This window comes from Nocardiopsis akebiae (assembly GCF_018316795.1).
GTDB classification, from domain to species: Bacteria; Actinomycetota; Actinomycetes; order Streptosporangiales; family Streptosporangiaceae; genus Nocardiopsis; species Nocardiopsis dassonvillei.
The window spans coordinates 6217061-6230031 of the sequence record NZ_CP074132.1 but is presented as its reverse complement, the minus strand read 5'-3'; the positions used below and the strand labels follow the sequence as shown (position 1 = coordinate 6230031).

General features: G+C 71.8%; 12 protein-coding genes. 9 read left to right on the top strand and 3 right to left on the bottom strand.

Annotation, left to right across the window (positions count from 1 at the left end; translation table 11 throughout):
• The first annotated feature begins 46 nt into the window (after positions 1-46).
• From KGD83_RS26665 to KGD83_RS26635, 7 genes are all read left to right on the top strand, one after another.
• Positions 47-535: a PhzA/PhzB family protein gene (locus KGD83_RS26665; protein ID WP_212641673.1), complete on the top strand. Its 489-nt coding sequence runs from the start codon at positions 47-49 to the stop codon at positions 533-535.
• A gap of 73 nt (positions 536-608) precedes the next feature.
• Positions 609-1784 (top strand): 3-deoxy-7-phosphoheptulonate synthase, encoded by a 1176-nt coding sequence (locus KGD83_RS26660; protein WP_212641672.1) that lies wholly within the window; start codon positions 609-611, stop codon positions 1782-1784.
• A gap of 29 nt (positions 1785-1813) precedes the next feature.
• The gene (locus KGD83_RS26655) at positions 1814-2437 is read left to right on the top strand and encodes an isochorismatase family protein (protein ID WP_212641671.1); all 624 of its coding nucleotides are present in this window, start codon (positions 1814-1816) and stop codon (positions 2435-2437) included.
• A complete protein-coding gene (locus KGD83_RS26650; protein ID WP_212641670.1) occupies positions 2434-4353 on the top strand; it encodes an anthranilate synthase family protein in 1920 nt (639 codons plus the stop codon). Before KGD83_RS26655 ends, KGD83_RS26650 begins: the two co-directional genes overlap by 4 nt.
• Positions 4350-5216, top strand: coding sequence for a PhzF family phenazine biosynthesis protein (locus tag KGD83_RS26645; protein WP_212641669.1), 867 nt, complete (start codon positions 4350-4352; stop codon positions 5214-5216). Before KGD83_RS26650 ends, KGD83_RS26645 begins: the two co-directional genes overlap by 4 nt.
• A gap of 253 nt (positions 5217-5469) precedes the next feature.
• Positions 5470-6108, top strand: a complete 639-nt coding sequence (gene phzG, locus KGD83_RS26640) for a phenazine biosynthesis FMN-dependent oxidase PhzG (protein WP_212641668.1) — start codon at positions 5470-5472, stop codon at positions 6106-6108.
• A gap of 214 nt (positions 6109-6322) precedes the next feature.
• Positions 6323-7948 carry a flavin-containing monooxygenase gene (locus KGD83_RS26635; protein WP_212641667.1) on the top strand — a complete coding sequence of 542 codons (1626 nt, stop codon included), beginning with the start codon at positions 6323-6325 and terminating at the stop codon, positions 7946-7948.
• 50 nt (positions 7949-7998) lie between these two features.
• Here the strand turns inward: KGD83_RS26635 and KGD83_RS26630 are convergent, their stop codons facing one another.
• From KGD83_RS26630 to KGD83_RS26620, 3 genes are all read right to left on the bottom strand, one after another.
• Positions 7999-8700, bottom strand: a complete 702-nt coding sequence (locus KGD83_RS26630) for an FMN-dependent NADH-azoreductase (protein WP_212641666.1) — start codon at positions 8698-8700, stop codon at positions 7999-8001.
• A 289-nt stretch (positions 8701-8989) separates the two neighbouring features.
• Positions 8990-9877, bottom strand: a complete 888-nt coding sequence (locus tag KGD83_RS26625; protein WP_212641665.1) for a sigma-70 family RNA polymerase sigma factor — start codon at positions 9875-9877, stop codon at positions 8990-8992.
• Positions 9878-10426: 549 nt separating this feature from the next.
• Positions 10427-11842: a DUF6177 family protein gene (locus tag KGD83_RS26620; protein ID WP_212641664.1), complete on the bottom strand. Its 1416-nt coding sequence runs from the start codon at positions 11840-11842 to the stop codon at positions 10427-10429.
• A gap of 339 nt (positions 11843-12181) precedes the next feature.
• Here KGD83_RS26620 and KGD83_RS26615 point away from each other — a divergent pair, with 339 nt between their 5' ends.
• Both KGD83_RS26615 and KGD83_RS26610 read left to right on the top strand, forming a co-directional pair.
• Positions 12182-12523 carry a hypothetical protein gene (locus KGD83_RS26615; RefSeq protein WP_212641663.1) on the top strand — a complete coding sequence of 114 codons (342 nt, stop codon included), beginning with the start codon at positions 12182-12184 and terminating at the stop codon, positions 12521-12523.
• Complete coding sequence (locus KGD83_RS26610) at positions 12520-12873, top strand: DUF6507 family protein (RefSeq protein ID WP_212641662.1); 354 nt, start codon at positions 12520-12522, stop codon at positions 12871-12873. The genes KGD83_RS26615 and KGD83_RS26610 overlap by 4 nt, the downstream gene beginning before the upstream one ends.
• Positions 12874-12971: the final 98 nt, after the last annotated feature.

Below are 12971 nucleotides of genomic sequence, written 5' to 3'. Positions count from 1 at the left end.
CGCGGGAAATATTCGACACAGAAATGGAAAGGCCAGGTCGTTTGCCATGCCCGAAAACTTTGAGTTTCCTGCCGACGGTGACGAGGCCGCGATCCGGAAACACAACCGTGACGTGGTGGAAACATACATGAACACGAGGGGGCAGGATCGGCTGAAGCGTCACCTCCTCTTCACCGAAGAAGGTGTGGGAGGGCTCTGGACCAATGACACCGGAGAGCCTATCGTCATCCGTGGCCGGAATCGCCTCGCCGAACACGCGGTCTGGTCGCTGAAATGCTTCCCCGACTGGGTCTGGACCAATATCCAGATCTTCGAGACGCAGGACCCCGACTTCTTCTGGGTGGAATGCGACGGCGAGGGAGCCATCCGTTTCGAGGGTTACCCCGAGGGTCACTACACGAACCACTTCCTGCACTCCTTCCGTTTCGAGGAGGGGAAGATCGCGCAGCAGAGGGAGTTCATGAACCCCTTCGACCAGCTGCGGGCCCTGGGTATCCCCGTTCCCACGATCAGGCGTGAGGGAATCCCGACCTGACCCCGAGGGCTGGTTCGGATTCCGCTCGGGCTGTCGACTCCGGCACGCACACAGAACCGATCAATGGAGACGCGTGGACAACGTGATGCCCGACATCGAGACCAGAACCGCCCTGCAACAGCCCGAATGGAGCGACACCTCCCAGGTCCGGAGGGTGGCCGACGTGCTGTCCTCCCGGCCCGCCCTCGTCAGGACGGAGGACGTGCTGGCCCTGCGCTCGCTCCTGGCCGACGTGGCCCTCGGCCGGTCCCTGGTCGTCCAGGCCGGGGACTGCGCCGAGGACCCGGAGGAGTCCAGCGCGAGACACGTCAGCAGCAAGGCCGCGTTGCTCGACATGCTGGCCGGAGCCCTCAGGATGATCACCCACAAGCCCGTCCTGCGGGTGGGCCGCATCGGCGGTCAGTTCGCCAAGCCCCGCTCCAGCCCCACGGAGAAGGACGGCGAACTGGTGCTGCCGGTGTTCCGCGGCCACCTGGTGAACGGTCCCGAGCCGACGCCGGAGAGCAGGAAGGCCGATCCGCTGCGCCTGCTCACCGGTTACATGGCCGCGGGCGACGTGATGGAGCACCTCGGCTGGCGCGGATCGTTCACCCGGCCCGCCGGCGACCCGCCGGTGTGGACGAGCCACGAGGCACTGGTCCTGGACTACGAGGTGCCGCTGCTCCGGCAGACCGCCAAGGCGGACAGGCCGGTGCTCGGCTCCACCCACTGGCCCTGGATCGGTGAGCGCACCCGCCAGATCGAGGGAGCGCACGTCGCCCTGCTGGCCGAGGTCGCCAACCCGGTGGCCTGCAAGGTCGGACCGGCCATGGCCGAGGACGAGCTGCTCGCCCTCTGCGAGCGGCTGGACCCCCGGCGCGAGCCGGGCCGCCTGACGCTGATAGCCCGGATGGGGGCCGACCGGGTCGCCGACCGGCTGCCGCCGCTCGTCGAGGCCGTGGCCGAGGCGGGCCACCCCGTGATCTGGCTGTGCGACCCCATGCACGGCAACACGGTCCGGACCCCGGAGGGCCACAAGACCCGGGTCGTGGAGGACCTCAGGAGAGAGGTCCGCGGCTTCGTCCGCGCGGTCGAGTCCGCCGGGGGAGTCCCCGGCGGCCTGCACCTGGAGACCACCCCCGACGACGTGACCGAGTGCGTGACCGACACGAGCGGGTTCCCGCGGGTCGGCGAGCGCTACACGACCTTCTGCGACCCCCGCCTCACCCTCTGGCAGGCGGTCTCGGTGATCTCCGCCTGGAGCGACTGACCCGTAGGAACCGATCGGAAAGGACGAACATGCCCGGTATCCCCGCCATCGAGCCCTACGCGCTCCCCGCCGCCGGCGACCTCCCCGAGAACACCGCCCGGTGGGTGCCCGACCCCTCCCGCGCCGTCCTCCTCGTCCACGACATGCAGCGCTTCTTCCTCAAACCCTTCCCCGAACAGGTGCGCGACGAGCTGGTCGGCAACATCGCCCTCCTGCGCGACCGCGGCGCCCGGCTCGGCGTCCCCGTCGGTTACACGGCCCAGCCGGGCAGCATGAGCGACGAGCAGCGCGGCCTCCTCAAGGACTTCTGGGGGCCGGGCATGCGCAGGTCCCCCGAGGACAGGCTCGTGGTGGACGAACTGGCCCCCTCGCCCGACGACTGGACGTTCACCAAGCTCAGGTACAGCGCGTTCCACAAGTCGGACCTGCTGGAGCGGATGCGGGCGGCCGGGCGCGACCAGCTCGTGGTCTGCGGCGTGTACGCGCACGTCGGGGTCCTGATGACGGCGGTCGAGGCCTACACCAACGACATCCAGACCTTCCTGGTCGCCGACGCCGTCGCGGACTTCAACGCCGACTACCACCGCATGGCCGTCCGCTACGCCGCCGAGCGCTGCGCGGTCGTGCTGCCGGCCAAGGAGGTGTTCGCGTGAACGCGCCTGACACGGCGCCACGGCCCGGGGCGGAGGCGGACGGACTCCTGCGCACCGTCCTGGGGACGGAGCGGCCGCCCCCCTTCGCCCTGCTCGTGCGCTCCGGCGGCGACGGACCCGGCCGCGTGGACGTGCTGACCGGAGAGGTGTCCGCCGTCCCGGAGACCGCCGACATCCCCCTGCCCGACCTGACCGGGAGGGACGGGGGCGCGGAGCGCCACGACGTGCTGGCCCTCATCCCCTACCGGCAGATCACCGAGCGCGGCTTCGGCTGCAACGACGACGAGGCGCCCCTGCTCGTCATGACGGTCACCGGCCAGGAGACGCTGCCGGTCTCCCAGGCCCTGGACCTCATCCCCGACCTGCCCGTCGCCCTGTCCGGCGGCCGCTTCGACGTCGGCGACGAGGACTACGCCGAGACCGTCCGCAGGGTGGTCAAGGAGGTGATCGGGGAGGGCGAGGGCGCGAACTTCGTGATCAGGCGCTCCTTCGTCGCCGACATCGGGGATTACACCCCGCACAAGGCCCTGGCCGTCTTCCGCCGACTGCTCCGGGTCGAGGTGGGCGCCTACTGGACCTTCGTCGTCCACACCGGCGACCGGACCTTCGTCGGCGCCACCCCCGAGCGCCACGTCACCCTCCGGCGGGGGCTCGCCACCATGAACCCCATCAGCGGCACCTACCGCTATCCCCCCTCGGGCCCCTCGCTGCCCGAGGTCATGGACTTCCTCGCCAACCAGAAGGAGTCGGACGAGCTCTACATGGTCCTGGACGAGGAGCTCAAGATGATGACGCGCATCTGCGAGCCGGGCGTGCACGTGTCGGGGCCCCACCTCAAGCAGATGGCGCGGCTCGCGCACACCGAGTACTTCATCGAGGGGGAGACCCGCCGCGACGTCCGCGACATCCTCCGGGAGACGATGTTCGCCCCCACCGTCACCGGCAGCCCGCTGGAGAACGCCTGCCGCGTCATCCAGAACTACGAGACGGGCGGGCGCGGCTACTACAGCGGCGTCCTGGCCCTCGTCGGAAGCGACGCGTCCGGCGAGCGGACCCTGGACTCGTCGATCCTCATCCGCACCGCCGACATCGACGACCGGGGGAGGATGGCCATCGGCGTCGGCTCCACCCTCGTCCGCCACTCCGACCCGCTGTCTGAGGTGGCGGAGACCCACGCCAAGGCCGCCGGGCTCCTCGCGGCGGTGGAGAGCCGCGGGGCCGGGGGCCTGGACACCCATCCCGACATCCGCGACGCGCTGGTCAGGCGCAACGCCAACATCGCCGACTTCTGGCTGCTGGGCGAGGGCCACCGGCGCGGCGCGGAGTACCCCGGGCTGGCCGGGTGCCGGACGCTGATCGTCGACGCGGAGGACACCTTCACGTCGATGCTCGACCACCAGTGCCGCGACATGGGCATGTCCGTCACGGTCGTGCGCCACGACGACGCCCCCTCCTTCGACGGCTACGACTTCGTCGTGCTCGGCCCCGGTCCGGGCGACCCGCGCGACCCCGCCCATCCCAAGATGGCCAACATGCGGGCGGCGGCCCGGGCGCTGCTCGCCGAACGCAGGCCCTTCCTGGCCGTCTGCCTGAGCCACCAGGTCCTCAGCGCCGAGCTCGGGTTCGAGATCCGGCGGCGCCCCTCGCCCAACCAGGGCGTGCAGAAGGAGGTCGACCTCTTCGGCGACCGCCAGCGCGTGGGCTTCTACAACACCTTCGCGGCCTGGTCGGAGGCGGACGCGGTCGAGGTGGACGGCGTGGGCGCGGTCGAGGTCTGCCGCGACCCCGCCTCGGGGGAGGTGCACGCCCTGCGGGGCCCGCGCTTCTCCTCCATCCAGTTCCACGCCGAGTCCGTTCTCACCCAGAACGGCCCCCACATCCTCGGTTCGTTCATAGGAAGGACGTTGAACGCATGAGCGGTAGTCCGGCGCTCCTGGAAAGGGCGCACTCCTACGTCGTCGTCGACGCGTTCACGGACAAGCCCCTGGCGGGCAACCCCGTCGCCGTCTTCTTCGGGGCCGAGGACCTCTCGGCCCCGCGCATGCAGAGCATCGCCCGGGAGATGAACCTGTCGGAGGTGACGTTCGTGCTGCCCCCCAAGCAGGGCGGCGACGCGCACATCCGCATCTTCACCCCGGTCAACGAGCTGCCCTTCGCGGGGCACCCCCTCCTCGGCACCGCGGTCGCCCTCGGCGACTCCGCCGAGAAGGACCGGCTCCGGCTGGAGACGGCCATGGGGATCGTGGACTTCGACCTCGAACGCGCCGGCGGCAAGGTGGTCGCCGCCGCGATGGAGCAGCCGATCCCGACCTGGGAGCCGTTCGACCGGGTCGATGAGCTGCTCGCCGCCCTCGGGGTGCCCGAACCGGAGACCCCCGTCGAGATCTACACCAACGGCCCACGGCACGTCTTCGTCGGCCTGCGGAGCATCCCGGCGCTGTCCGAGGTCGATCCCGACCACCGCGCCCTGGCCGCCTTCCCCGACATGGCGACCAACTGCTTCGCCGGTTACGGGACGCACTGGCGCAGCCGCATGTTCTCCCCCGCCTACGGGGTGGTCGAGGACGCGGCGACCGGGTCCGCCGCGGGGCCGCTCGCCATCCACGTCGCCCGCCACGGCCACGCCCAGTACGGCCAGTGGATCGACATCCACCAGGGCGTGGAGATCGGGCGGCACTCACTGATGCGGGCCCGTGCCAGGGGCAACGGCGACCGCGTCACCGAGGTCCGGGTCAAAGGCAGCGGCGTCACCGTCGCCAGCGGGACCATCTACGTCTAGGCGGTGTTTTTTTGGACCTCCGCTTCGCTTCGGTCCGTGTCCGGGCGCCCGGAGAACGGGAACCTTCGGCGCCTACGGCGGGTTCGCCCGCGCCCACCCGTCGCCCACCACCACCCTCAACCGACGCCTACGGCGCAGTTCCCCCACCGGAACCCGCCTCCGGCCCCTCCAGAACCCCGTGGGCGCCCGAACCAACCCCCCACCGGCTGAGACCGCTTCAAAAAACAGACCCTAGACAGTCGCGGGAGCACGCGTGAGCAGCAGGTTCGAGACCCTGACCGGTGAGATGGAAGGGGGCTTCCCCGAGTACGAGACGCCTCCGGCCGCCCCCATGGGGCTGGTCGGGCAGTGGGTCGACGCGGCCAGGGAGAGGCAGGTGAGGGAACCGCTGTCCCTGGCGCTGGCCACGGCGGACGCCAAGGGCCGCGCCTCCAACCGGATGGTCGCCGTCATCGACGTGTCGGACCGGGGCCTCGTCTTCACCACCCACAGCTCCAGTCAGAAGGGGCGGGAGATCGCGGCCACCGGCTGGGCCTCCGGGCTGCTGTACTGGCGCGAGACCGCCCAGCAGGTGATCGTCTCCGGGCCGGTGGAGCCGCTGCCCGAGGCTGAGTCGGACCGGCTCTGGGCCGCCCGGCCGCCGCAGCTGTACCCGATGACGACGGCGTCCCGGCAGAGCGAGCCCCTCGACGACGTGCCGGGCCTCCTCGAACGGGCCCGGAGGCTGGCGGAGGAGGGCGGCCACTCCCTGCCCAGACCCGAACGGTTCGTCGGCTACCGCCTCGAACCGGACACGGTCGAGTTCTGGGCCGCCGACCGCGAACGGCTGCACCGCAGGCTGCGCTACGACCGCACCCCGGACGGCTGGGAGGTCGTGCGGCTCCAGCCCTGAGCCGTCCCACGCCGTCCCCGTCGTCCCGCCACGTCCACCGACGTCCCCCCGAGCGGCGCGGGCCCCTCACCCCGGCCCGGCGCCCCCACCGACAACGCGGGCACCTGCCCCAGCCCGGCGTTCCCGGGTCCCCGGCCCTACCCCGCCGGGGTCCGGACCCCACCCCCGCTCGAACACCATCCCTTTCCCCCACACGATCGTGAGGAACTGTCCCGTGACCAACCCGAAGAACACCGATCTCGACGCGATCGTCATCGGCGCCGGGTTCGCCGGCATCTACGCGCTGCACAAGCTCCGCAACGAACTGGGCCTGTCCGTCCGGGTCTTCGACAAGGCGGGCGGGGTCGGTGGCACCTGGTACTGGAACCGCTACCCCGGCGCCATGTCGGACAGCGAGGGCTTCATCTACCAGTACTCCTTCGACCGCGACCTGCTGCGGGAGTGGACCTGGAAGAAGCGCTACCTGTCCCAGGCCGAGATCCTGGGCTACCTGGAGGCGGTCGTGGAGCGGCACGACCTCGCCCGGGACATCCAGCTCAACACCGGCGTCGAGACGCTGGTCTACGACGAGGCCGACGCCCTGTGGACCGCGACCACCAGCGGGGGCGAGACCCTCACCGCCCGCTACGTGGTGACCGCCCTCGGGCCGCTGTCCACCTCCCACTTCCCCGAGTTCAAAGGCCGCGACAGCTTCCGTGGCCGCCTGGTCCACACCGGCTCCTGGCCCGACGACCTCGACATCGAGGGCAAGAGGGTCGGCGTCATCGGCACCGGCTCCACCGGAACCCAGTTCATCTGCGCGGCCTCCAAGCTCGCCGGGCAGCTCACCGTGTTCCAGCGGACCCCCCAGTACAACGTGCCCTCGGGCAACACCGAGGTGGACGAGGCCTACTTCACCGACCTGCGCGGCCGCTACGACCAGGTCTGGGAGCAGGCCAAGAAGTCGCGCGTGGCGTGCGGCTTCGAGGAGAGCGAGACCGCCGCGATGAGCGTCTCCGAGGAGGAGCGCCAGCGGGTCTTCCAGGAGAACTGGGACCGGGGCAACGGCTTCCGCTTCATGTTCGGCACCTTCTCCGACATCATCTTCGACCCGCGGGCCAACGAGGCGGCGGCCGACTTCATCCGGTCCAAGATCCGGGAGATCGTCAAGGACCCGGAGACCGCCCGCAAGCTCCAGCCGACCGACTACTACGCCAAGCGCCCGGTCTGCAACGAGGACTACTACGAGTCCTACAACCGGGACAACGTCAGCCTGGTGAGCCTCAAGGAGACCCCGATCCGGGAGTTCACCCCCACGGGGATCGTGACCGAGGACGGGGTGGAGCACGAGCTGGACGTCGTCGTCTTCGCGACCGGCTTCGAGGCCGTCGAGGGCAGCTACCGGCAGATGGACATCCGCGGCCGGGGCGGCGTGACCATCGAGGACCACTGGGGGGACGCGCCCTCCAGCTACCTCGGGGTCAACGTCTCGGGCTTCCCCAACATGTTCATGGTCTACGGCCCCAACAGCGTCTTCAGCAACCTGCCCACGGCCATCGAGACCCAGGTCGAGTGGATCACCGATCTGGTCCGGATGATGGAGGAGCGGGAACTGACCTCCATCGAGCCGACCCCGGAGGCGGAGGAGGGCTGGACCGAGCTGTGCGCGCAGATCGCCGACCACTCCCTGTTCCCGAAGGTCAACTCCTGGATCTTCGGGGCGAACATCCCGGGCAGGAAGAAGCGGGTCCTGTTCTACTTCGCGGGGCTCGGCAACTACCGCCAGAAGCTCGGTGAGGTGGCCGCGGCCGACTACGAGGGCTTCATGCTCAAGGGCAACCCCTCGGCGGTGACCGCCTGACGGCGGCGGCACCCGGTCGGCCCGGTCGGCCGGCCGGGCGCCGCTCCGTGTCAGCGCACGGCGGGCTCGCGCGGCGCCAGCAGCGCGGGCAGGCGGGTCACCCGCTCCTCCGCCTCCGCCAGGGAGCGCGCGGCCATGTCCTGGAACTCCGCCAGTTCGGGGACGTCCGAGGCCCTGGTCATCTCGGCCTGGACGACGTGCACGTTCTCACCGGCGATGCCCAGGCCCTCCAGGTACATGCGCATGTAGGGCGTCTGGAAGTCGAACGCCTCCTTGGGCGAACCCGGCCCGTAGCCCCCTCCGCGCGCGGCGACCACCACGGCCCGGGCGTCGCGCAGCAGCGACTCCCCGGTGCGGGAGTCCTTGAAGGCGCCGGGGAAGGTGATCCTGTCGATCCACGCCTTGAGCGAGGCCGGGACCGTGTAGTTGTACATCGGGAGGCCGATCAGCAGGGTGTCCGCGTTCAGGACCTCCTCGATCAGGGGCAGGGTCCCCGCCCACTCCCGCTCCTCGGACGGCGACTCGGCCATGGCCGTCACCGCCGTCGGCGGCAGGGTCCCCCGCCTCTCCACCCGCTGGGCGAAGGAGCAGTAGGTGGCGGTGACCAGCGGCACCGGTTCGGCGGCCAGGTCCCGGTAGCGGTACCCCCCGTCCCCGTGCAGCCGTCGCCACTCCCTAGCGAACAGGCCGGTGAGGTACCTGCTCACCGAGTGGTCAGAGTGGCTGGAGTCCAGGTGCAGCAAAGACGTCATCGTTCTTCCCCCGTTCGGCGCGTGGCCGTCGTGTCCCGCGCGGCTCCGGGCGCGGGGTCCGTGTGCGGATGCGGTGGGGCACGCGACTCGTCCCCCGTGGATGTCGTCGCTGAGTGCTCCTACCCCTATGACGGAGAGCTACGGGGAAAAGTGACCGGAGGGAGGGGTCGGGGATCGTCGGACGGTTCGGGAAAGAGGCCGCGAGCAGCGCCGACACCGCCGCGGCCGCCCGCCCGCCGGGCCCGGGCCCGGTCGGCGGACGTCGCGGCCGGTGTGCGCTGTGTCACCGCTACGCCGGGTCGGCCACGGAGATCTCCAGCTCCCGCAGGCGTTCCGGGGCGCCGATGATCTCGATCCCGCTGACGCGGTCGCCGCGGACGGTGATCTCCAGTACGAACAGGAGCCGACCGCCGGGGGCGACGACCGCTCCGGGCATGCCGTTGACGAGCGCGGGACGGGCGAAGCGGGTCCTGCGGACGTTGTTGGCGGTCTCCCCGGCGACCTGGCGCGCACCGCGCAGCACCGCGGGCTCGCGCAGCCGGAGGGCCTGCGGGTCCGCCCGCCGCACGACGTCGGGGGCCAGGACCTTCAGCAGGCCGTCCAGGTCGCCCGCGCGGGAGGCGTCGAGGAAGGCGTCCACGACCTCGCGCTGCCGCGTGAGGTCCGGTTCGGGGACGCTCGTGGTGCCCTGCACCCTCTGCCGCGCCCGGCTCGCCATCTTCTTGGCCGCGGTCGGGGTGCGCTCGACGATCTCGGCGATCTCGGCGAAGGGGACGGCGAACAGGTCGTGCAGGACGAAGGCGACGCGCTCGGCTGGGCTGAGCCTGTCCAGCACGACGAGCAGGGCCAGTCCCACGGAGTCGGCCAGCACAGCCTCGCCCTCGGGGTCCGCGATCCGGTCCTGGGCGAGCAGCGGCTCGATGTCGCTGACGTCCATGAACTCCTCGCGGCGGCTCTTGCGCGAGCGCAGCATGTCGAGGCAGACGCGTCCGACGATCGTGGTCAGCCACCCCGTCATGTTGGAGACCTCGCCGAAGTCCCCCCGGCACGCCCGGATCCACGTCTCCTGGAGGGCGTCGTCCGCCTCGGCGGCCGACCCGAGCATGCGGAAGGCGACTCCGCGCAGATGTCTACGGGAGCGTTCGAAGTGGTCCGCCAGCTCGATCTGGCCGTCCATCGTTCACCTTTCCTTCGTTGGTGGCCGCTGCGCGTGCGCGTTTCGAAAGCGCGTTAAAAGAGGAATGCGGCTGTAGGCATTGAATTACCGGTATGGGTGGAATTAGTGCTTCGTGGCGGGGCGGGGGCGGTCGTCCTGGCTTCCCTCCTGGCGTCGCCAGCCCGGGCCCGCCCCCGGCTAAGGGCGGTGTGAGCAGCGGATACGCGGCCGGTTCCGGCAGGACTGTCGTACTCGGGAGATCGTGATCCGGGTGCGTGGGACGGTGGGGATTCCGGCCGCTTCGGGCTGATCCTCTTCATCCTAATCGGGTGGAGAGGGGTGCCACATGAGGGATCGCCGCTGGAGTATTCGCGCACTACAGCGTGTTTATGCGGCCGCGGTGCGCGCCGGATTCCCGCCTCCGGCGACACGGCCCGCAGCGGTCACGGGGCCGGGGCGGGCCCGGAGGCCCGGGGCCGGGGGCCGCGGCGGCCGGGGAGCGAGCCCCGCGGGCCGGGTCCGGGTCGGGGGTAGGGGGACGGGAGCCGGGCCGGGGGCTGCGTCCGGGGGTCAGGGACCGCTTCGGGAGCCCTGGCCGGACGCCCCGTCGGACGCCGCCGCCAGGTGCCGCAGCTGCGCGGCCACGGCACGGCTCCTGAGGTGGCGCGGCGCTTCCTCGGGCACGGGGTACCAGACCGCAGGCGCCTCCTCCCCGCCCAGCAGGGTGCCGGGGAGCGGTCCGCGCAGCGCGTGTTCCACGCCCGCACGGCGAACCCCGTCCGGCCCGAGGGCCGTGCCGACCGGAACCGCGAGCCCGTGCCAGCGGGGTCCGTACGTGACGTCGCGGCGTCCGCGCGCCCCGCGCACGTGGAGCACGTCCAGCAGGTCCTCCGCGGCGAGGGCGGCCACGAGGCCGGGGAGCCCGTCGAGGGGCGGAGCCGACCCCTCCCCGTAGCCGACGGCCATGGAGATCCGCTCGGTGCCCCGGCCCACGTCCCAGCCCACGCGGACGCCGCCGGTGAACGGGTGACCCGTCGCGTGCGGTCCGGAGAACTGGAGGATCGATCCCTTCGGCGCACGGTGGCGCACCAGCCGCACCAGCCGCTCGCGGTCCCAGGGGGCGAGCGCGGGTTCGTGCTCGCCCCACCCGGCGGGCAGCGTTCCGGCCAGGTGCTCGGCGACCACCTCCACGGCCCGGCCCAGGGGAGGGGCGAAGGACGCGCGGTGGCGCACCGACAGGTCCACGACCAGGTGCTCGTCCGTGGGGGAGTCGTCCAGGAACCCCTCAGCCGGTTCGGGCGCGCCCTCCTCCGGCGGAACGGGAACGTAGGCGTGCACGGGGTCCCAGCGCAGCGGGACGCCGCTGACGCCGTCGAAATGTGCGCCGTCCCCGCCGCGCACGACCCAGCGGGCCAGCGGCTGGGTGATCAGGGTGCGCAGGGCGTAGGTGAGCCGGGAGGTCCTCGGGGTGAGCAGTTGGAACGCCGTGCCCCGCGCGCCGTGGACGGACACCGCGTCGAGGATCCAGGAGGAGAGGGGGACGACCTCGCGGTCCTGGGCGACGACCACCGCCTTCTCGACGGCGGCCTCCACGGCGGGGTGCCCGGTCTCCTCCCACAGGGAGAAGTCGGCGCGGCCCGAGGTCCATACGCTGCCGCCCAGCCGCAGGGCGAGGGCGTCGGCGAGCCGGTGGGCGGCCTCCCGCCCCGCCTCGTCGGGGCGGGCGCGGATCTCGGTCCACCAGCAGGTCTCGGGGAGGTTCACCGCGGCCTCCTCACCGAGCAGCCGGGCGACCTCGTCGCGCGACTCGACCAGCTGGGCGGGTTCGAGCGCGGCCAGGACGCGGCGGTCGGCGCCGCACAGCTGGAGGACGTTGCCGCCGTCCAGCGCCCGCACCAGCAGTTCGGGGCCGGTCTCGCGCAGGGCCCGGGAGATCGCGCGCATGCCGGGTTCCGCGGCGAGCAGGGCCACCACGTCGTAGCTCAACCGTTCTCCTTGGCGGTTCGGGGGGATCGGGGGAGGGTCGGGGCCGGGAGGGACCGTTGCGCACCGTGTCAAGGAACGCGGTACCGAGACGGACATCCTGTGCGAAAAACGCATCACTGTCTGTCGTTGGATACCGGCATAATACGCACAAAGGGGCAGCGTAGAGACGGGTGCCCGGGCGTGTGGGGGATGGGGGAGCACGTGAAGTTCCAGCTGGTGGAGCCCGCGGAACCGCCGGAGGCTCCGGCGCCGGCGGCAGGCGCCGCGGCCGGTTCCACCTCCGTGCCCTCCGCACCCGGCTTCCCCGTCCCCGGAGCGCACGAGGAACTGGCCGCGCGTATGCGTGACCGCAGTGAGGAGCTGGGCACCCGCCTGACCAGGATCATCGAGGCCGTCCGCCCAGCGATCCACCGGATGGAGGCGGGCATCGTCCGTGCGGAACGCGAACTGGCCGATTCCGGTCACGGCTGCGCCGCCGAGCCGCCGACCGGCTTCCGGGCCGACCTCTTCTCCGGTGGTGCGGGCCGCACGGCGACCGCGGAGTCGGCGGCCGTGACGGGTACGGCCCCGGGGAGCGCCACCGCCACGGCCAACGCCACCGTTCCGGCGGACGGTACGGCGGGCGGTCCGGCTCCGGGGGCGGCGGCCCCCGCCCCCGCGACGAACGAGGAGGACCGATGAGCGGCTGGGACATCGACGCGCCCTCGGTGGGCGTCGTGCTCAACGACGTGCTGGGCCGGGTGGGCGACGGCGGCGGCGACGCGCTGGACGGTTCGCTGACCACCACCGGCGACGAGATCCTCGGCGCCGCCACCGCCGCGTGCAGCGGGCCGGTGGAGTCGGAGCTGTACTACTTCCTGGAGCACGTCGGCGGCATGGCCGAGGAGATGGTCGCCCGCGCGGGTTCGGCGATGGAGGGGTGCGCGCTCGCCGTGGACGCCTACCTCCTGGGCGACGAGGAGATGGCCGCCGAGGCGCAGGGCAACGCCGGTTCGATCGACACCTACGACCCCCTCAACCCTCCCGTGTGACCCGGGGGCCGCCCCCGGCCCCCGCCGTGCGCGTGCGTCCCCGGCCCCACCGGTTCCCCCCGGTCGCCACCCCGCCCCCGAAGCCCCCGTTCCCCCAC

Bases quoted from the DNA above. Each gene is read 5' to 3' on its own strand.
- KGD83_RS26665 (WP_212641673.1), top strand. From the start codon at position 47: ATGCCCGAAAACTTTGAGTTTCCTGCCGACGGTGACGAGGCCGCGATC.
- KGD83_RS26655 (WP_212641671.1), top strand. From the start codon at position 1,814: ATGCCCGGTATCCCCGCCATCGAGCCCTACGCGCTCCCCGCCGCCGGC.
- KGD83_RS26645 (WP_212641669.1), top strand. From the start codon at position 4,350: ATGAGCGGTAGTCCGGCGCTCCTGGAAAGGGCGCACTCCTACGTCGTC.
- KGD83_RS26630 (WP_212641666.1), bottom strand. From the start codon at position 8,700: ATGACGTCTTTGCTGCACCTGGACTCCAGCCACTCTGACCACTCGGTG.
- KGD83_RS26625 (WP_212641665.1), bottom strand. From the start codon at position 9,877: ATGGACGGCCAGATCGAGCTGGCGGACCACTTCGAACGCTCCCGTAGA.
- KGD83_RS26615 (WP_212641663.1), top strand. From the start codon at position 12,182: ATGCGTGACCGCAGTGAGGAGCTGGGCACCCGCCTGACCAGGATCATC.
- KGD83_RS26610 (WP_212641662.1), top strand. From the start codon at position 12,520: ATGAGCGGCTGGGACATCGACGCGCCCTCGGTGGGCGTCGTGCTCAAC.